This is a genomic window from Cypionkella sp., from assembly GCF_034376685.1.
Taxonomy (GTDB): Bacteria; Pseudomonadota; Alphaproteobacteria; order Rhodobacterales; family Rhodobacteraceae; genus Cypionkella.
The window spans coordinates 148110-168620 of sequence record NZ_JAXMJJ010000036.1 but is presented as its reverse complement, the minus strand read 5'-3'; the positions used below and the strand labels follow the sequence as shown (position 1 = coordinate 168620).

The window sequence follows — 20511 nt, the reverse complement described above, 5'->3', positions numbered from 1 at the left end:
TTACATGGCTTTGGACTAGCCCTGTCTCTTGGCCTTAGCCAGGGCCCACAAAATTTCTGCACTCTGCGCCGCGCCATCCACGCTGATCTGCAGGGCCTGGGCTGGAAGATCGCGGGCGATTTCATGTCTGATCGCTGTCGCGAGACTGACATCGCTCAGCGCTGCCTCGGCGATCACACCGACGCGACCAATGCGTTCCAGCCGCTCGGCGCGGTCGGTCTGTTCGGTTTCACCATCCACCGCATAGGGCACCAACAAGGCATGGCAACCCGCCATCAGGATATCCGCGACGGTGTTGTAACCCGCCTGCGACACGGAAAGCCGCGCGCCCGTCATCAGACTTGTTAGGTCGGACCGGAACCGCACAAGCGTCACGTTAGAGGGCAGGTTCTGACCAAGGCTGTCATAATCGGGCTGCGGCAGGTTTGGCCCGGTAATGATACACCAGCGCGGCAGATCTGGCAGCAACCGCGCCGCGCCAACCGCCGCAGCGATCAGGTGCTTGCCAGCGGCACCACCGCCTGCCGAAACAACCACGTCAAAGCTTTCCTCAGACGATGGCGGCGCGGGTGGACAGACAAGGCCGGAATAGGCGATGCGGTCGGTGATCTGATCGGCAAGCGCAAAGCTGTCTTCCAGCGCAGCAAAGCTGGGGTCGCCATGCACCAGCACCAGATCGAAGGCACGGCGGATCAGGGCGACGGTTTCTTCATCGCGACCCGGCTTGCTGCGGCGCTGCAGAATATCGCGTAGCGAGGTGACAAGCGCCGGGCGAGGCTGCGTCGCGTCGACGGCGTCGATCAGTGGCAGCAGTTCAAAACGCACCTGCCTGCGGCCAAACGGAAACGCCTCAAGCATCACGATATCGGGCTTGGCGGCATGATAGGCGGCCAGCAACTGGTTCTTGCGGGCCTCAAGATAAGCCTCATCTGCGGGTTCTCCGCTGGCCGTGACAAGGCCAGCAAACGCACCATCCGCCACTGCAATCGGCGGCAGCGCGATATGGGGAATACCGGGACCGGGGAAGCCCGGAACCGGCAAGCCTCCGGTCACCAGCGTCACGTCCATCCCCCGCGCGATCATCGCGCGGGCAACACGACTGGCACGGGCCAGATGCCCGATGCCCAACAGGTGCTGGACGTAAAAGAACACCGAGGGGGCTTTAGCGGTCATGGATACAGACCTTCGGCAGCGAACAGGCTGACGAGTTGATTGACGCTGTGGTGATAATCCAACGTCGCGCGGACTTTAGCTGCAGCGGCGCTGCCGTATTGCTGGCGCAGACCGGGCGCGGTGATCGCGGTTTTCAGTGCAGCCGCCAGAGCGACAGCATCGTCAGGCGGCACCAGCCAGCCATTTTCGCCACTGCGAAACAGTTCGGGAATGCCCGAGATCGTGGTCGAGATACAGGCCAGCCCTTGGCTTGCGGCCTCAACCAGCACATTCGGCAAGCCATCCCGGTCGCCATCTGCGGTGATCCGGCAGGCCAGCGCGAACAGATCCGAGCTGCGGTAAGCCGCCAGCACCTCGGCCTGATCCACCGAGCCTTGCCAATGGATGCGACCCGCTATGCCCAGCGTCGCGGCAAGCGCTTGCAGATTTTCACGTTCCCCACCGCCCCCCAGATGGCTGAAACGCCAATGCAGATCGGGCGGCAACAGGGCAAGCGCATACAGCAAAGTGTCGTAGCCCTTTTTCGGCACGGCGCGACCAACGCTGACGATCTGCACCGGATCAGCGGGGTCCGAGCCATCGCGAGCGGGGCGGCTTTGCGTAAAGGGCGGGAAGCGATCCAGATTCAACCCGTGATAGCTTAGATGCACGCGCGCCGGGTCATCCGCCAAAGATTGCAAATGCTTGTGCCCCATCTCGGTGCAGGTCACCGCCCATTTCACCCGGTTCAGCTTGGCCGAAAGTTCCCAATCCGGTGAGGTCCAGATATCCTTGGCATGGGCCGAAACCGTCCAGCCGATTTGCATGATGCGGGCTGCGTAATCCGCCACGGAAGCCGGAGTGTGAATGAAATGCGCATGCAGCCATGCACCCCCCTTTGGCCATTCCGCCACCAGCACGGCAGCTTGCCCAAAGCGGCGCAGGCGGTTGCGGCTGGGATCGCGGCGCAGATCAGACAGCCAGCCGCGCAGGGTCGCGCCAAAACCGGGGCGACGACAAGCCGCCCACAACCCACGCAGTACCCGCAGCGGTTCTTTGTGCAGATATTCCGGCAGATACAGCAGATCGGCCGCGATTTCATCATGCACGGCGTGGCGCTTCTTGTCGGTCGGATGGCGCAGTGAGACGATCACAAGATCAAGCCCCGCCAATTCCAGCCCGCGCAATTCCTGCGCGATAAAGGTCTCTGACAGTCGGGGGTAGCCCTTGACCACCACCACCAGACGCTTTTGATTCAAGGCAGGGCGGCGGTCTGCACTCACTTTGCAATCCACAAAGCACCGGGATTCTCGGCGCGGGCGTGCAAATCCTGTCCCACCAGCCGGGCGATATTGGTCAGGCCCTCCAGTTGCAGCCCCGGCACCGCATCCGATGGATGCGGGCGATGCGGCAAGGCCCGCAGCGCGGCAGCCATCCGCGCAGGATCGGCGGCTTCTTCGGGCAGCAGCATTTCAATCATACCCAGCTCAGCGGCGCGGGTGGCGCGCAGCAGTTGCTCTTCACGCGGGGTGGTGCGCGGCACGATCAGCGCGGGTTTGTCGAAGGACAATATCTCGCAATAGGTGTTGTAGCCGCCCATCGCCACCACCCCTGCCGAGCCTGCGATCAGCTCTTCCATCCTTGTGTCAAACTCGATGACCTCAACCTGCGGAATCGCCTGACCCTTGCGCAGAAACTCGGTGCGCTGATCGCCGGGCATATAGGGGCCAAGCACCACAAGCGCCTTTTGCGTCAGGCTGGGGTCGTGCAGATAGGCGTTCAGCACGTTGTCGATCAGATCGGCGCCATCACCACCGCCCCCAGTGGTAACCAGCAGATAATCGCTTTCGCGTCGCTTTTCCGACAGCTTTTCCTGGGCCGAGCGGCGTTGCAGGAAGCCTACAAACTCCATCCGATCCCGCACCGATTGTGGCACATCAAGACCGGTCAGCGGATCGTAAAAATCCGGCGGGCCATACACCCAGATGTGATCATAGGTCCGATCAATCTTGCCCATCACATCATTGCGCTTCCATTCGGCATCCAGCAACCGGGGTGCATCCATCACTTCGCGCAGCCCCAAAATCAGCGTGGTACCCTTGGCTTTCAGATAGGCGAGGGTTTCTTCGATTTCACCACGCAGCCCCATCGGTTCTTTGTCGACGATGAAAATGTCAGGATCAAAGCTTTCCGCCGTGTGCCGGATAATCGAGCGCCGCATCTTGATGGTGTCATGCACGTCAATATGCTCGGACAGCGAGGAATACTCGCCGTTGCGCAGCTTGATCACCGAGGGGATTTTCACAAAATCGACGCGGGCGCGGTAATCAAACGCCCCGGCGATCTGCGATCCCGAGACAATCAGCACCATCAATCCGCTGTATTCCTGCACCAGCGCGTGGGCGATGGTGCGACAGCGCCGCAGATGTCCCAACCCGAACGTATCGTGGCTGTACATCAGAATCCGCGCATTCTCTAACGGGTGCTTCATTCAGGTAACCTCGCGAGAGAGCGGTTCATGGGCAGGGCCAGTCATTTGTAAGGATCGGCGGCATCGCGTAGCCCGTCGCCGAGAAAATTGAAAGCAAGGATCACCAGGATCACGGGAATGACAGGGAACATCAGCCACGGGTAAAGTGCGATGATGTTCACGCTGCGCGCCTCGGTCAACAGGATGCCCCAGCTTGAAATCGGCGCGCGCAGACCGATGCCAAGGAAGCTGAGCGCGGTTTCGCCCAAAATCATGCCGGGAATCGTCAACGTAGCCGAGGCGATCAGGTGCGACATGAAGCCGGGGATCATATGACGCCCGATGATACGGCCACTGCCCGCGCCCATCAGACGGGCGGCCAACACATAGTCTTCTTCGCGTAGGGCTAAGAGTTTAGATCGCACCCCACGGGCAAGGCCGGTCCAATCCAACAAACCAAGGATCACGGTGATGCCGATATAGACAAGGATCGGGCTCCACGTCACCGGAATGATCGCGGCCAGCGCCATCCACAACGGGATCGAAGGGATGGATTGCAAAACCTCGATCACGCGCTGGGTCAGCGCATCGAACCAGCCGCCATGATAGCCGGCAAGGCCACCGATCACGATGCCAAGGATAAAGCTCATGGTGACGCCGAAGATACCGATGGTCAGCGAAATCCGTGCTCCATAGATGATGCGCGACAACACATCGCGGCCCAGACGGTCGGTGCCCAACAAGAAAAACTGCCCACCCTTGGCTGGGCAAACCAAGTGGGTATCGCCGGGGATCAGGCCCCAAAAGTTGTAGGCATCGCCCTCACAGAAGAAGCGCAAGCGTTGCACATCATTCGGATCATCGGTGTAAACACGCTGAAGCGTCTCCATATCCAGCACTTGCGTGCGGCCATAGACAAACGGGCCGATAAATTCGCCGTCATGGAACAGATGCACCGCTTGCGGTGGGGCATAGATGAAATCGGTGTTGCGGGCCTGCTGGCTGTAGGGGGCCAGAAACTCGCTGATCAGAATCGAGCCATACATCAGGATCAGGAATATCCCGCAATACAGCGCCACCTTATGCTTGCGAAACTTCCACCACATCAGTTGCAGTTGTGAGGCTTCGGCAAATTTGCCCTTGGCCGTCGCCGCGTTCTCTGCCTCATAGGGATCGAACGGGGCGTCCGAGACGAAATGCCCCATCGCCGCACCGGGGGCGGGCAACGGGCTGGTCTGGTTTGGCAATTCGCTCATTTGCTGCTGCCTTTGCCCAAACGGATGCGGGGGTCAAGAAACGTCAGCGCGATGTCAGAGATCAACACCCCGATCACCGTCAAAAACGCGAGAAACATCAGGAACGATCCGGCCAGATACATATCCTGACTTTGTAACGCCCGGATCAGCATTGGCCCTGTGGTCTCCAGCGACAGCACGATCGCGGTCACCTCGGCCCCAGAGATCATCGCGGGCAGGATGGAACCGATGTCCGAGATGAAAAAGTTCAGCGCCATGCGCAGCGGATATTTCACCAGCACCTTCAACGGATGCAGGCCCTTGGCGCGGGCGGTGACGACATATTGCTTGTGCAACTCATCCAGCAGGTTGGCACGCAGACGGCGCACCATGCTGGCGGTGCCTGCCGTGCCGATGATCACCACGGGGATCCAGATATGCGACAGGATCGAGGAAAACTTCGCCCAACTCATGGGCTCGTTCAGAAACTGACGGTCCATCAGATTGCCAATGGAGACGCCAAACCAGATATTGGCGAAATACATCATCACCAAGGCCAGCACAAAGTTCGGCACCGCGATGCCCAAGAGACCAAGGAAGGTCAGCCCGTAATCGCCCCAGCTATACTGATGCGTCGCCGAATAAATCCCGATGGGAAAGGCGACGATCCAGGTGAACAGGATGGTGACGGTGGACAAAAGCACGGTCAGCCACAGCCGATCCCCCACCACCTCATTCACCGGAAGGCGATATTCAAACGAATAGCCAAAGTCGCCATGCAGCATACCGCCGACCCACCACAGATAGCGGATCACCTGCGGCTGATCAAAGCCGTAGCGCTCGCGCAGCATTTCGATTTCGGCAAGATCTGCGGATTCGCCCAAGGATCGCAGCTCGGACACATAGCTTTCAAAGTAGTCGCCCGGTGGCAGTTCAATGATGAAAAACACCAGAACCGAGATCAGGAACAACGTCGGGATCATCGCAAGCGTGCGCATCAGGATGTAGCGGATCATGGCCTACTCCCTTGCATAATAGAAGGTGTCGGGCATGTAAGCGCCCAGAAAGCTGGTCGGCGTGAAGCCATACAGCGCATCTTCCGGCACATTGCGCATCCGGGCCGCGCGCACAATCGGCTGCGGGGCCGAGTTGACGGTGCCAATCGAGAACACCTGATCGGCCCAAAGTGTCAGCATCTGAGCCCAAATCTCGGCCCGCGTCTGGGTGGTGGTGCTTTTACGCCATTGCTTCAGCAGGGCAATCATCTGTTGCGCGGCGGGCAGATCAGGGGCCTCGCCCGCAGTTTCCGCCGACATATACCAACTGCCCCAGATCGGCCATTGCAGCTGGTCGCTGTGGGTCGGGGCCAGTTGATCGGGGGCCATATCAGCCGTCGGCACCCCATTGTCCAAACCCTGCCAGACCGACATTTGCACATCTCCGCCCATCGCACGGCTTCGGAAAATGTCGCGCTGCGACGCACGGATATAAATCGCAATGCCCACATCGCGCATGTGATCAACGATCAGTTCCAGCACGTCGGTTTCCAGCGTGCTTTCGCCCGCCGTTTCCACCACGATCCCAGCCTGCCTGCCATCGGGCAGAATGCGGATACCACCACCGCCGCGTTCAGTCAGGCCCAACTCATCCAGCAAGGCGTTCGCCAGATCAGGATCATGTTGCGCCCAGGCCGTCGCGTATTCCGGTCGGAACAACTGGCTTTCCGGCAGCACCGTATCGGCACTTTCGCGCCCAAGGCCAAAGAAATTGACCTTGTTCAACTCATGCCGGTTGATCGCCACCGACAAAGCCCGCCGCATCCGCACATCTTGGAACAGCTTGCGCCAGACCACATCCTTGCAGTTCAGGTTCGGCAGCAGCGCGACACTCGACCCCTGGGTGCGCCGCCACAACGACACCTTCAGCGGATGCAGCTTTTCCGCCTGCTTCATCAACGTGTAATCGGGAAAGCTGATGCCACCTGCCTGCAAATCGCTTTCCCCGGTCGCGGTCTTGGCGGGAATGATATCGGCTGACGCCACATCCATCACGATGCGGTCAAAATACGGCAGTTGCTGGCCGATCTGATCGACGCGGTGGAAATAGGCGTTGCGCTCGAACACAAACTGCTCGGCAGGCGGCGCAGTGCGCGGACGCCACGCCTCCAACGTCGGCAAGCTCGGGTTTTCCGGGCGGATCGAGCGGCCCATTTTGGCATGCAGCCCCTGCCAGTCATCAACGCGGTTGATCTCTATCAGCTCAGCCAGTTTTTCCGCAGTCTGATACTGGGGGTGAAACTGCCGCATATAGGCGCTTGGCACAAACAGGATCAGCGGCAAGGGGGCTGCCAGCTTGGGCAGAAAATCCGGCATCGGGCTGGCAAAGGTGTAACGCACCGTCACCGGGTCGATGACGCTGAACTCCACCACCTTGCCATCGGCGATCAGATCCACCGGAGGGCCGCCGCGATACAGATCGGCGTTGTTCATCATATCGTCCCAGCAATAGCGGAAATCCTCCGCCGTGAAGGGACTGCCATTTGACCAGCGATGACCCTCGCGCAGATGCAGGGTGTAGACGCGATCTTCTTCGGCCTCAAACCCGGCCAGAATATCCGGCACCAGTTTCAAATCGGCGTCATAGCCCACCAGCCGGGAATAGCCGTAGATCGGCAGCAACCGCACATCGCGTTGCCCACTGATCAGCATCCGCACGCTACCCCCCAAACGCCCGGTGCTGCGCCCCATCGCGGGCAAGTCGATGACGCGCGGATTGCGTGGCAGGCGCTCGGGCAGCGGCGGCAGATTGCCCATCCGAACCTCGGGCGCGAAAAACGGCGATTCCGCAAAGCTGATGCTGGGCAGCGCGACTGAGGCAAGCAGGGTCAAGGCGGTGCGGCGGGTGATCATGGTTTCAGATCCCCAACGTCAGCGGTTTTGCGCGCCAGCACGAAATGCCCGTCCCCCAGATCCAACGGCGCAAGCGCGGCCTGTGCTTCGGGATCAGTGCGGAACGCCTGCGCCCAGTTGGCGCTGGTCAGGGCGGTGTTGCCGTTGAAAGTGGCAAAATCCAAGCGGCGGTCCAAGTCAGGATAGGGCACAGCAGCCAGCAACGCCTTGGTATAGGGATGCACCGGGGCGGTCATGATCGTCTCTCGCGCGGCAATTTCCACGATCCGGCCCGCCCACATCACCGCCACACGGTCTGCCATATAGTCCACCACGGCAAGGTTGTGCGAGATGAACAAATAGGTCAGCCCAAGATCTTTCTGCAAATCTTTCAACAGGTTCAGAATCTGCGCCTGCACCGAGACATCCAGCGCCGACACCGGCTCGTCACACACAATCAACCCCGGCGCCAAGGCCAGCGCGCGGGCAATGCCGATGCGCTGCCGCTGTCCACCCGAAAAACTGTGCGGATAGCGGTGGCGTGCAGATTGTCCCAAACCAATGGCTCCCAGCAGCGCATCCACCGTCTCGCGCCGTTGCGGGACCGAGCCACGGCGATGAATATCCAGCGGTTCCGACAATATATTGCCCACCGTCATGCGCGGAGAAAGCGACGACACCGGGTCTTGAAACACCATCTGAATCTGCGTGCGCAGACGTTGCAGATCGTCCCCCTTCGCGTTCAGCACATCCACCGGGCCAGAGCCGTCATCATAGATCACCGAACCCGTATCGGGGGTCACCGCCCGCATCAATATCTTGCTGACCGTGGTCTTGCCGCAACCGCTTTCGCCCACCAACCCAAGGCATTCGCCGCGCTTGATATCAAAGCTGACGCCATCCACCGCAGGCGCGGGCTTGGCAGATTTGCGAATATCCCAAGCCTGATCGCGGGTTTCATAGGTCTTCGACAGGTTGCGTACCGACAGCAGCACCTCAGGTGCAGGGGCCTTCGCCACAGCCTTCGCCCCGCCAATCGCGGTCATCAGCTTGTCGCGGTTGATCTGAATATCGCGCAGCGGACGCAGTCGTTCACCCTGCTTCATACCGAAATGCGGAATCGCAGCCATCAGCCCCTTCAGATAGGGATGCTGCGGGCGGCGGAAAATGTCATCCACCGGCCCGGATTCCATGATCCGGCCCTGATACAGCACCACCACCTCATCGGTGACATTGGCCACCACACCAAGATCATGCGTGATCAACAGGATCGCCATGTTCAGACGCTGTTGCAGATCGCGCAGCAACGTCAGAATCTGCGCCTGAATCGTCACATCCAACGCGGTTGTCGGCTCGTCCGCGATCAATAACTGCGGTCGGCAAATCAGCGCCATCGCGATCATCGCGCGCTGCCGCATGCCACCCGACAGCTCAAACGGATACATGTCAAAGACTTTGCCGGGCTTGGTGAACCCCACCAGCGACAGCATATCTTCCGACCGCTCGCGCTGTTCTTTGGCCGAGACCGGCTCATGGATACGCAACGCTTCCGAGATCTGGTTGCCGATGGTGTGCAGCGCGGAAAATGAGGTCATTGGCTCCTGAAAGATCATGCCGATCTTGCGGCCCCGCACGCTGCGGATCAGGCGCCCATCGCGCGGTAGACCCAGCAACTCCACAGTGCCCCCCGGCGCTGCCGGATCGGCCAGCAGCACGCGGCCACTCACCCGCGCAATATCCGGCTGAATCCCCATGATGGTCTGACCCAACACCGACTTGCCCGAACCGGACTCGCCAACCAGCGCCGTGATCTTGCCGGGCAACACCCGCAGCCCCACGCCCTTCAGCGCATCGACTTGGCCAGTGGCCAGCGGGAACGACACTTTCACGTCCTCTACCCGCAGCAAATCCATGCCCATGCCAAGTTCTTGTCGTGTCATCCGGTCTGACCCATTCCGTCCTGTGGCGTGGATCATGCTGGATCCGGTTGCTTGGCAAGGCCATTGCAAGCGAGAGTTCTCGCGAATTGCAATCAAAATGCAACGCCGGGTGTTGAAATTGGCTCCGTCAGCCCCGAAATGATCAGATCGTGGCCACTTTGTCGCCCCCGCCAAAACCCGGATCAACCCACACGAAGTCGTGTGATCGCGCTCAGAAAATATGAGTTTATGGCACCTGCATCCTGTAAAAATTATGCTAGCGTGCCAAGATGACCGATCAGAACGCCTCTGCTTTTCTGTCAGATCTGCCGACCTTTTCCGAGTTTGAAGATGTGGCCAATCTGACACGCTACCGACCGCTGCCAGATGGCTGGGCGTTGGCTGTGGCTGATGTTGTGTCCTCGACCGAAGCAATTGCGCATGGCAAATATAAATCCGTCAACATGGCTGGGGCCTCGGTGATCACCGCTGTTCTGAATGTGCTGGAGGGCAGCGACTATCCGTTCGTGTTTGGCGGCGACGGCGCGGTGATCGCGGTGCCCCCGAACGGCATTGCGGCAGCCAGCGTGGCGTTGGCGGCGGTCGCGCGCTGGATCGAGGATGATCTGGGCCTGAACATGCGCACCGCCATGGTTCCCTTGGACGCGGTGCGGGCGGCGGGGCTGGATGTGCGGATCGCGCGGTTTCGGGCCAGCGAGGATATGACCTTCGCAATGTTCGCCGGTGGCGGGTCGTCCTGGGCCGAGAAGCAAATGAAGCAGGGCCGTTTTGCAGTTGCGATGGCCGCGCCCGGAAACCGGCCCGATCTGTCCGGGATGTCGTGCCGCTGGAACCCGATCCAGTCACGCAATGGCCAGATCGTCTCGATCATCGCTATGCCCACCGGAACAGCTCGCCCTGAGGCTTTTCGGGCGCTGGTGTCGGATGTGGTGGCGGTGGCGAATAAGGCGGGCGGCTTGGGCAACCCGCTGCCGCCGGAAGGACCAGTGCCACAGTTGACGTTGGGCGGTCTGGCCGCCGAGATCAACGCGCGCGCCCAGCGGGGACATCGCCTGATGGCCCAGATCAAAGTGATAGGAGCGATCTTTATGATGGTGCTGCTCTATCGCACCAATCTGACGCTTGGCGGGTTCAACGCGCGTGCCTATGTGCGAGAGATGACCCGCAACACCGATTTTCGCAAATTTGACGATGGCTTGAAGATGACGATTGATATCAACGCCGCCGGGCTTGCTGAAATCGAGGCCCTGCTCGACTCTGCCGCTGCCTCTGGCATCTGCCAATTTGGCCTGCACAAGCAGGATCAAGCGCTGGTCACCTGCATCGTGCCTTCGCTGCGGGCGCAGGATCACATGCACTTTATTGACGGTGCCGCAGGGGGCTATGCGCAGGCTGCAACCCAGATGAAAGCCAAAGCGGCATTGCAACCGGCGGGGGCGCAATGATAAACGTCTTGCCTCATAACTGTGCTTGGCGTTGAGTGGCGGGCACGACGGCTTTTTAACCATGCTCTGCTTGACCCTGACCCCCATTTTGGTTGGCACGACATGACCCTTTGCACCTTAGGTTATTCATCAAGGCGCCGACCGATCTGTGGAGAGCCATAAGGCCATGTTGGACCCAAATATCTCGCGCTACATCTGGACCCACACCAAGCGGCAACAGCTTTGGGTGCTGGCGGTCGTAGCGCTTTCGATGATCCCGTATTTCCTGTCGCTCAACCTGCCCAAGCAGATCGTCAACGGGCCAATACAGGGCGATGGCTTTGCCGATCCCGCCGCGACCCAGACCTTCATGCAAATCGCGTTTGATCTGCCGTTCTTCGGCAATGTCACGCTGTTTGACGGCATCGCGCTGGATCGTCTTGGCACGCTGTTTGCGCTCAGCAGCGTGTTTTTGCTGCTGGTTATCGTCAACGGGCTCTTCAAATACTACATCAACACCTACAAGGGCCGGCTGGGTGAACGCTTGCTGCGCCGCATCCGCTTCACGCTGGTCGATCACATTTTGCGGTTTCCGCCCGCCACCTTCAAACGCCTGAAAGGCGCCGAAGTCTCCAGCATGGTGAAGGACGAGGTCGAACCGCTGGGCGGTTTTACCGGCGACGCCTTTGTCGCCCCCGCGCTGCTGGGCGGGCAGGCCATCATGGCGCTGGCCTTCATCTTTGTGCAAAGCGTCCCGCTGGGGCTGATCACCGCAGCATTGGTTGCGGTGCAGGCCTTCATCATTCCCCGGATGCGCCGCCGTCTGCTGGTTCTGGGACGCGAGCGGCAATTGACCGCCCGCGAACTTGCCGGGCGCGTCAGCGAGATCGTCGATGGCATCAACACCATCCACGCTTATGACACCTCAAACTTTGAGCGCGCCGATATCTCCTCGCGGCTGGGCCGGATCTATAAAATCCGCTTCGACATCTATCAGTGGAAGTTCCTGGTGAAATTCATCAACAACTTCCTCGCCTCGGTGACCCCCTTCCTGTTCTACAGCGTAGGGGGCTATCTGGCCCTGCAAGGTCAGTTGGACATTGGCCAGCTTGTGGCGGTGATCGGGGCCTACAAGGATCTTCCCGGCCCGCTGAAGGAATTGATCGACTGGGATCAGAACCGTCAGGACGTGCAGATCAAATACAGTCAGGTGATCGGCCAATTCGCGGTAGACGGTCTGCTGGAACCCGAGATTCAGGCGGTTTCGGCAGAACGCGCGAGCGGCAAACTGACCGGGCCGCTTGCTGCGATCAATCTCGGCGTGACCGATGATACCGGGGCCGTCGGGCTGGAGCGCGTCAACTTTTCGCTGTTACCCGGCGAGTCGGTTGCCATCATCGGCAACGCAGGCTCGGGGGCAGATATCATGGCCGAGGTGCTGGCACGGATCGTTTGGCCAACGCAGGGCCAGATCAACATCGGCACTCTTGATTTGCACAGTTTGCCCGAATCGCTCAGTGGTCGCTCGATCACCTATGCGGGAACCGAGGCCTATTTCTTCTTCGGAACCGTGCGCGACAACCTGCTTTACGGGCTGAAACACGCGCCGATCACCGACCGCGTGTTTGAAGGTGCCGCGCTGACGCAACGTCAGTGGGAAAAGCGCGAGGCGGTTTGGGCAGGCAACCCCGAGTTCGACATTCACTCGGATTGGATCGACTTTGAACATCAGGGCGCAGCAAATCAGGCAGCGCTGATGCCGTCGGTTTATGCCGCACTTGATGCCGTGGCGCTGACCCGCGACATGTTCGATCTTGCTTTGCGGTCCAACGTCAATCTGGCCGAACATGGTGCATTGAAAGCCAAGACGGTCGAGATGCGGCGGGTGCTGCGCGACGCGTTGACCAAAGCCGACCTGAACGGGCTGATCGAACCGTTTGAACCCGGCGCTTATAATGTCGAAGCCACGGTGATCGAAAACCTGCTGTTCGGCAATGCCCGCACCTCAGACCTGAAGGCTGGCGCGATCATCAGCAACCCGTATTTCCTGTCGGTCCTGAAACAACGCGGCTTGGCCGATACGCTGTTTACGATGGGCACCGAGATCGCCCGCAACGCCATCGAATTGTTCAGCGACCTGCCGCCGGATCACCCGTTCTTCCAGCAACTGACCTTTATGAAATCCGACGACATCCCAGCCTATGCGATGCTGTTGAAAAACATAGATAAAAGCACCGCGAACATCACCCAGAGCGACCGCGCCATGATGATCCGCCTCAGCTTTGACTATATCGAACCCCGGCATCGTTTCGGTCTGCTTACACCCAAGATGATGACGCAGATCGTTGAGTTCAGGGCCGCTTTCCACGAAGGGCTTCCGGCCAACCTCAAAGACGCCATCGAGTTTTACGACCCCGAGCAATACATGGTTTCCGGCACCCTGCTGGACAACATGTTGTTTGGCCGCATCAGCCAGAAATATCGCGACGGTGTTGAACGCATCTACGCGGTGGCGGGCGGGGTGCTGCGTGAACTGGGCATCTATGACACGCTATTGTCGATCGGGCTCGACTTCCACATCGGCGCGGGCGGCAAGCGGCTGACCTCGGTGCAGCGGCAGAAACTCGCCTTGGCACGCGCGCTGATCCGGCGGTCCGACTACTATCTGTTCAACCGCCCGCTTTCGGCACTCGACACCCGCACACAAGAACAGGTGCTGACCGCCGCATTGAAATATCTGCGCCGAGATGGCCGCGCCCCCGCCGTGGCTTGGGTGATTTCAAACGCCAAATTTGCCGCACAATTCGACAGAGTCGCGGTTTTTGAGCGTGGCCGACTGGTAGAAGACGGCTCTCATGCAGAACTTTCACAAAAGAATGGTATCTTCAAAGAACTGATGTCGGCATAGTTGAGGGGCAAGCCTGTTGCGGCTTGGCCTCGCCAGCGGCCCGAACGGTAGGAAGGTGACGACGTGCTACTGAATGACGAAGTCAAAATGCTGAAGCTGGTTCCGCTGTTTGCCGGGGTCTCTCCGGCAAAGCTCAAGCTGCTGGCCTTCACGTCCGAGCGGGTTTCCTACCGCGCGGGTGAGGTTATCTGCCGGCAGGGTGACGCGGGCGATGCGGCCTTTGTGCTTCTGTCTGGCCGCGCGGACGTGATCGTCGATGGTCCAACCGGACAGATCAAGGTGGCCGAGCTTGATGAAAACGCCATCGTCGGCGAAATCGCCATCCTCTGCGATGTGGCCCGCACCGCCACCGTCAGGGCCGCAACCTCGGTTGAAGCCTTGCGAATCAGCAAGGACAATTTCTTCAAACTGATGTCCGATTTCCCGGAAATGACCATCGAAGTCGTCCGCGTGCTGGCAGATCGTCTCAGCCAAACCACCATAGAGCTGTCCGAAGCCCGCAGCCGGGTCGCAGAACTTTCCAAGCGCTGACCGGCGTTCAGGTTCGCGCCGGGAATTGCCATGCTTTGGACCAAACTGCCCGCACTGGGCCTAGTCTTTTCTGATCGCCCTGCAATATGGCCTCGCATCTTGTCGCGATGCTTCTTATCCTTTGCTGTATCAGCGATCTGGGGAAGTCTGATCTTGGCGATACGCGGCAATGAAATAGCTTCTGGCCTGTGTCCGTGGCACAGCAGAGGGCGGCTTTCGGGCCGGTTTGGCGCATGACCGGGCAGCCGAAATTTCAGCTCAAACTCTGGGGCACGCGTGGCGGCTTGCCGGTCAGCGGCCCGCAGTTCCAGAAGTTCGGCGGCAACACCACCTGCATGGAAATGCGCTGTGGCGAGCATGTCATCATGTTCGATGCGGGCAGCGGCGCATTGGCTGCTGGCCATGCCCTCGCCGCCGAAGGCTGCAAAGACCTCACCGTTTACTTCACCCACACCCATTACGACCACGTCTGCGGCCTGCCGTTCTTCAAGCCGATGTATTGCGGCCAGTCAAAGCTCAAACTGTGGTCCGGCCATATGGGCGCTGAAATGACCACCCGGCAGATGCTGTCGGAATTCATGCGCAAACCGTTCTTTCCCATCGGGCCCGACTATTGCAGCGCCGGGATTGATGCGCGTGATTTCACCGCAGGCGATGTGCTGACCCCCTATCCCGGCGTGACGATCCGCACGGGGATGCTCAACCATCCCGGCAATGCCGTGGGCTACCGCGTAGAGTTTGGGGACCGCTCGATTGCCATCATCACCGATACCGAGCACGAACCCGGCACGCTGGACCCCAATGTTTTGCGCCTGATCGACAAGGTGGATCTGTTTGTCTACGACGCCACTTTTCTGGATGAGGAAATGGCGACCTTCAAAGGCTTTGGCCATTCCACCTGGCAACAGGCGGTGCGGCTGGCACAGGCAGCGGGTGCCAAGCAGGTCGGCTTCCTTCACCACAGCTTCAACCGCACCGATGCCGAATTGACCAAGATCGAGCGCGCCGCGCAACGCCTGTTTCCGGGCGCATTCTGCGGGCGTGATCTTCAGGTGATTGAGGTTTGAGAGCGGCTCCGCAGATGATTGCTTCTGAACATTTCGGCACCTTCGCTCCGCTCGCAGAAATGTCGCTTTTTTGTGACGGAAAAACCAGCTAAGAGCTGCGTCTTTCTCAGATCACGCCGCCTCGAGCAAACGGCGATTACGGAAAGAAGAAGGAGAGTCACGTGCCCTATATTCCCTCCTTCATCCGCGACTTTTTTGTCTACATCTGGACAGGCGACCCACACGGCGAAGCCATGCCTGCCCGCGTCATGGCCGAAATTGACCGCCGTGAGACCGCCGCCGAACAGACGATAAGCTGGGCGCAGCTCAGCATCGTCGGATTTCTTGGCATGCTGTATTGGGTGGCACCCCGCGCAGAAGGCACTACGGGCGAAAATTTTGTGCCGATGACGCTGGCCGCCTATCTGGTGTTTACCCTGTTTCGGGTTTTCCTGTCCTACCGGATGGTGCTGCCCGGCTGGTATCTGATGCTGTCGATGGTGGTGGATGTGGGCCTGCTGTGTGGCATGATCTTTTCGTTCCACATCCAGTATCACCAGCCGCCTGCCTTCTATCTCAAATCACCAACGATGATTTATCTGTTCTTTTTCATCGCCTTGCGCGCCCTGCGTTTTGATCCGCGCTATGTCTTGATGTCGGGGCTGATTGCGGCGTCAGGCTGGGTTTTTATGGTGCTTTATGCGTTGACGCATGTGAACAACATGCATGTCACGCGCAACTATGTCGAATACCTGACCTCGAACACCATTCTGATCGGGGCCGAGATTGACAAGGTGATCACCCTGCTGGGGGTCACGCTTATTCTGACAATCGCCTTGTTCCGGGCGCGCTCTGTGCTGTTTGACGCCATTCAAAGCCATGCCGCCGCTGAAGATCTCAGCCAGTTCTTCGCGCCGGAAGTGGCAGACCTGATCACGCAATCCGACGATATTCCGGGCACAGGGCAAGGCGAGGTGCGCCCCGCCGCGATCATGTTCGTCGACGTGCGGGGGTTTACGAAAACCGCGCTGGCACTGCCACCTGAAACAGCGATGCGGATTTTGGCGCATTACCAGCAGATCACCCTGACAGAGATTGAACAACACAACGGCCAGATCGACAAGTTCATGGGCGATGGCATCCTGGCGACATTCGGGGCGGTGCAACCGGGCGAAACCTATGCCGCAGATGCTCTGCGTGCCGCTTCGGCAGTGATCGCCGCACTGGATGCGCGGCAAGATGAGTTCGCCGCATTGGGCTGGCCGGGGCGTTTTGCGACCGGCGTTGCGGTGGCATCCGGCGATGTGACGGTGGGAATTGTCGGCTCGCAAGGGCGCTATGAATTCACCGTGATCGGCCACGCCGTCAATCTGGCGTCGAAACTGGAAAGCGCCAACAAGACGCAGCACACCCGCGCCTTGACCGACGCCAGCACCCACAGCCGCGCCGAAGCGCAAGGCTACGTCAATCCCGGCGTGCTGCGGCGCGACGGCGAAGGCGTGGCGGGGCTTGCGGCTCCTGTAGATCTTGTGGTTCTTGCCTAGATGCAAACCTCGTTCCCCAGTTGCCCTTCAGATCCAGCGCAAATGTGCAGAGCACAGCTATGAACAAAGCGGCTGCATCCCCAGCTCGGGCGGCGCGGCGATGGTGGCGACGCTCTCGCCCCGGCATCGCACAGCTGCGGCTGTGGTCCGGGCTGGTGCTGTTCACTTTTGCCACCACGCATTTGCTGAACCATGCGCTTGGGCTGGTCTCGCTTGAAGCGATGCAGACAGGGCAAGATATCCGCCAGTTCATAACCCGCAGCCTGATCGGCACGCTGGTTCTGTGTCTCGCCGCTTTGGTGCATTTTGGCTTGGGCATCACCCATTTCATCCGCCTGCGCACATGGCGCATCGGCACCCGCGGGCTGGTGCAGTTGCTGTTCGGGCTACTGATCCCGATCCTGCTGATCCGGCATGTGCTCGGCACCCGTGGCGCACACGAGTTGTTTGGCGTCACCGACAATTACACCTATGCCCTCTGGGCGATGTGGCCGGGTGAGGGCGTTCGACTGGCGCTGCTGGTGGCACTGGTCTGGATTCATGGCTGTATCGGCATCCACATGTGGCTGTCCCCAAAACCGTGGTATCGCCGCAATCTCTGGGCGCTGAACGGTCTCGCCGTGCTGATACCGTCACTGGCCTATGCGGGTTATGTCTCGGCGGGACGGATGATTCATCTGCGCGGCGGCGTCTCCAGCCCGTTCAACGCCGCGCAATTCGCTGAGATGCAACAGAATTTCCAGCTCGGCTCCTACAGCTATTTCGCGATATTGGCGGCGGCAGTCGGCGGATGGCTGCTGCTGCAAATGAGCAACAAGATGGGCGCGCGGGTGTTGGTGCGCTATGCCTATGGCCCAGTGATTTCAGCGCCGCGCGGGCTTTCCGTGCTGGAAATCAGCCGGATGAACCGCATCCCGCATGCCTCTGTCTGCGGCGGGCGGGCGCGCTGTTCGACCTGCCGCGTGCGGGTGCTGGAAGGGCTGGATCAACTGCCCCCGGCCTCTGTCACCGAACAGCAGGTGCTGCGCCGCGTCGGTGCGCCTGCGAATGTGCGGCTGGCCTGCCAGTTGCGCCCCACCGCCGATCTGACGATCTCCACCCTGCTGCCCGCCAATCTGGAACCCGGTCAGTCAAACGGTTTTGACAAATACCACTGGGGCATTGAAAGCGAGGTCACGCTGCTGTTCTGCGACCTGCGCGGCTTTACCAAAATGTCCGAGGGGCGGCTGTCCTTTGATGTAGTTTTCCTGCTGAACCAGTTTCTCGGTCGGATGGCCGAGGCGATCGAAGACAGCGGCGGCTTTGTCGATAAATTCATGGGCGATGGCATCATGGCGATCTTCGGCATGGAGACCACGCCCGCCGAAGGCGCGCGCCGCGCCATTGCCGCCGCCCGCGCGATGGGTGGCGTGCTCGACAGCCTGAACCAAAGCCTGCGCGAAGAACTGCCCGAGCCACTATCGATGGGCATTGGCATCCACTCCGGTCCCGCCATTCTGGGCCGCATCGGTGCCGCGCATCGCACCGAAGCCGTCGCCCGCCTGACTGCCTTGGGCGAGACGGTGAACATCGCCAGCCGTCTCGAGCAGAAAACCAAGGATCTTGGCGTGCAGGTCGCCGTCTCGGCCCACGCGCTGAGCCTGTCGGGGCTTGAGCCGACCGAGAAAACCCTGCCGCAAACCGTGGATATTCGCGGCCTCAGTCAACCGCTGGATATCGTGGTGGCCGCCCGCGCGACAAACCTGCCGCAGCCGGGATAATCGCGCTATCCTCCGCGTCCATCCGATCCAGCGACACCTTCAGCACCGACAAAAACCGCTGCAAAAACCCACGCGCACCTTGGTGCGGATCAGCACTTTCATCCCCAAACTCCAGCGCCAACGCCCGGCACAACGCCAACCTGTCCGCCGCTACCCACTGCACCGCCAAAGGCCCCGCGACTTTGAGCAGATAAGCATCCGCAATCAAATCACGCAGCGGGCAGGCACAAATCGCCCCAGCATCCAGCCCATGCTGCCCCGCAAATGCCGCAACATCCCCCCCGACGAGTTCCACCAGAAACCCCGCATTCCGCTCCATCACCAACGCCCGCACCGCAGCTGGCCAGTCATGCACCAGTCGCCGCTCCAGCACATTCGCCCGCCGCTGCGCCGCCAACAACGCCCCCAGCGGCAACGCCTCGCCTTGCCCCGCCGCCCGATACACCGCTGAAATACCGACATCAGGCGGCACATCCGCCAGCGAAACGGTCTCGGCGCTCACCACGTCCCCACTGGCACGCAGAATTTTGAACGCCGGAGGAAACGCCACCAGCGACGGCAACGACAGATCGATCAACCGCCCATCCGCCGTGCGTGTGGTGGCGTTGACATGCATATGCCCGCCGATATGCCAGCGCAGCCCCGCACCAATCAACGCCTGCGCCACCTGCGGGCCGGGAGTGCGCCGCACAATCGCGGTGTCCCCAAACAACGCCCGTTCTGACCCCGAAACATCCTGAAACGGGTCCAGCACCGGATAATGCGAAACCGTCACCAGAACCTTGCCCAAGGCCTGTGCTCGCGCGGTCACATCCCTGATCCAATCCAGCAAGAACGGCTTCACCCGCAGCAGCGCATTCCACCCCGCATCTGACGGTCCGATGAACGCCTTCTTGCGCGTCGCATCCGGCCGCCCCGCGCGTGGTTCAAACACATTGGCGTCGATCATCAACAGCCACAGCCCCGGCTCCGGCTCCGCCAGGTAAGACGCATCCATCAACCGCTGCGTCACCGAGCCATCAACCGCCACAGCATCATACATCCGCGCCTCGGGCCGATCATCTGCGCCAAACGGGCTTTCCCAATGCAGATACTCCGGCTGGCGGAACAGCCCAAACCGCGCCATCGGCAACAGCGCCGCAGGTTGCCCGCCACAGCGCATCGCAGGCGTCACAACCGCCCCGGCTTCCGCCTGCTCCGCATCACTCGTTACCATCACGGTTTGCCCCGAAGCGCGGACAAACCGCGTCGTCACATGCTTGCCATGCGGCCCATAAAGATCATGGTTGCCGGGAATGGCATAAAACCGCAGCCCGCACCGATCCTCAAATCCCTGCAACACGTCAACCAAACGCCGGATATTCTCCGCCTGCCCGTCGTCGGAATAATCCCCCGCCAGAACCACATGACGCACCCCGGCAGCGGCAACTTTCTCCAGCGCCGCCGCCAACGCCCCCGCAGTTTCATTGAACGCCCGCGCCGCGATCCGCGTATCCGCCCAACTGCGCAGCACAAGCCGCACGCCGTCTACCAGCACCCCAGCGCCGCCGAAATCGCCGCCCGGATCGTGGAAATGCGCATCCGCCAGCACAGCAACCGCATGGGATGCCATC

The 20511-nt window shown here is 60.4% G+C and carries 14 protein-coding genes; 6 read left to right on the top strand and 8 right to left on the bottom strand.

Annotation, left to right across the window (positions count from 1 at the left end):
• Positions 1-15: 15 nt before the first annotated feature.
• From U1A24_RS08565 to U1A24_RS08535, 7 genes are read right to left on the bottom strand one after another with little or no spacing between them, the layout of a single operon-like run.
• Positions 16-1173, bottom strand: coding sequence for a glycosyltransferase family protein (locus tag U1A24_RS08565; protein ID WP_322321560.1), 1158 nt, complete (start codon positions 1171-1173; stop codon positions 16-18).
• Complete coding sequence (locus U1A24_RS08560) at positions 1170-2411, bottom strand: glycosyltransferase family 4 protein (protein ID WP_322321559.1); 1242 nt, start codon at positions 2409-2411, stop codon at positions 1170-1172. Before U1A24_RS08560 ends, U1A24_RS08565 begins: the two co-directional genes overlap by 4 nt.
• Positions 2412-2431: 20 nt before the next feature.
• Positions 2432-3643 (bottom strand): glycosyltransferase family protein, encoded by a 1212-nt coding sequence (locus tag U1A24_RS08555; protein WP_322321558.1) that lies wholly within the window; start codon positions 3641-3643, stop codon positions 2432-2434.
• A gap of 41 nt (positions 3644-3684) precedes the next feature.
• Complete coding sequence (locus U1A24_RS08550; RefSeq protein ID WP_322321557.1) at positions 3685-4878, bottom strand: ABC transporter permease; 1194 nt, start codon at positions 4876-4878, stop codon at positions 3685-3687.
• Positions 4875-5873 carry an ABC transporter permease gene (locus U1A24_RS08545; RefSeq protein WP_322321556.1) on the bottom strand — a complete coding sequence of 333 codons (999 nt, stop codon included), beginning with the start codon at positions 5871-5873 and terminating at the stop codon, positions 4875-4877. The genes U1A24_RS08550 and U1A24_RS08545 overlap by 4 nt, the downstream gene beginning before the upstream one ends.
• 3 nt (positions 5874-5876) lie before the next feature.
• Entirely contained in the window at positions 5877-7766 is a 1890-nt protein-coding gene (locus U1A24_RS08540; RefSeq protein ID WP_322321555.1) for an ABC transporter substrate-binding protein, read from the bottom strand.
• The gene (locus tag U1A24_RS08535) at positions 7763-9721 is read right to left on the bottom strand and encodes an ABC transporter ATP-binding protein (RefSeq protein ID WP_322321554.1); all 1959 of its coding nucleotides are present in this window, start codon (positions 9719-9721) and stop codon (positions 7763-7765) included. The genes U1A24_RS08540 and U1A24_RS08535 overlap by 4 nt, the downstream gene beginning before the upstream one ends.
• A 233-nt stretch (positions 9722-9954) precedes the next feature.
• Here U1A24_RS08535 and U1A24_RS08530 point away from each other — a divergent pair, with 233 nt between their 5' ends.
• From U1A24_RS08530 to U1A24_RS08505, 6 genes are all read left to right on the top strand, one after another.
• Positions 9955-11130, top strand: coding sequence for a DUF3095 domain-containing protein (locus tag U1A24_RS08530; protein WP_322321553.1), 1176 nt, complete (start codon positions 9955-9957; stop codon positions 11128-11130).
• Between the two features lie 166 nt (positions 11131-11296).
• Positions 11297-14017: an ABC transporter ATP-binding protein gene (locus tag U1A24_RS08525; protein ID WP_322321552.1), complete on the top strand. Its 2721-nt coding sequence runs from the start codon at positions 11297-11299 to the stop codon at positions 14015-14017.
• A gap of 63 nt (positions 14018-14080) precedes the next feature.
• The gene (locus U1A24_RS08520; protein ID WP_322321551.1) at positions 14081-14548 is read left to right on the top strand and encodes a cyclic nucleotide-binding domain-containing protein; all 468 of its coding nucleotides are present in this window, start codon (positions 14081-14083) and stop codon (positions 14546-14548) included.
• A 233-nt stretch (positions 14549-14781) separates the two neighbouring features.
• On the top strand, positions 14782-15615 hold the full coding sequence (locus U1A24_RS08515) for an MBL fold metallo-hydrolase (RefSeq protein ID WP_322321550.1): 834 nt from the start codon (positions 14782-14784) through the stop codon (positions 15613-15615).
• 161 nt (positions 15616-15776) lie between these two features.
• Positions 15777-17138: an adenylate/guanylate cyclase domain-containing protein gene (locus tag U1A24_RS08510; RefSeq protein ID WP_322321549.1), complete on the top strand. Its 1362-nt coding sequence runs from the start codon at positions 15777-15779 to the stop codon at positions 17136-17138.
• A 59-nt stretch (positions 17139-17197) separates the two neighbouring features.
• On the top strand, positions 17198-18898 hold the full coding sequence (locus U1A24_RS08505; protein ID WP_322321548.1) for an adenylate/guanylate cyclase domain-containing protein: 1701 nt from the start codon (positions 17198-17200) through the stop codon (positions 18896-18898).
• On the opposite strand, the gene U1A24_RS08500 is transcribed toward U1A24_RS08505, so the two are convergent.
• Entirely contained in the window at positions 18837-20510 is a 1674-nt protein-coding gene (locus U1A24_RS08500; RefSeq protein ID WP_322321547.1) for a metallophosphoesterase, read from the bottom strand. The two genes, U1A24_RS08505 and U1A24_RS08500, sit on opposite strands and share 62 nt — an antisense overlap.
• Position 20511 lies beyond the last annotated feature (1 nt).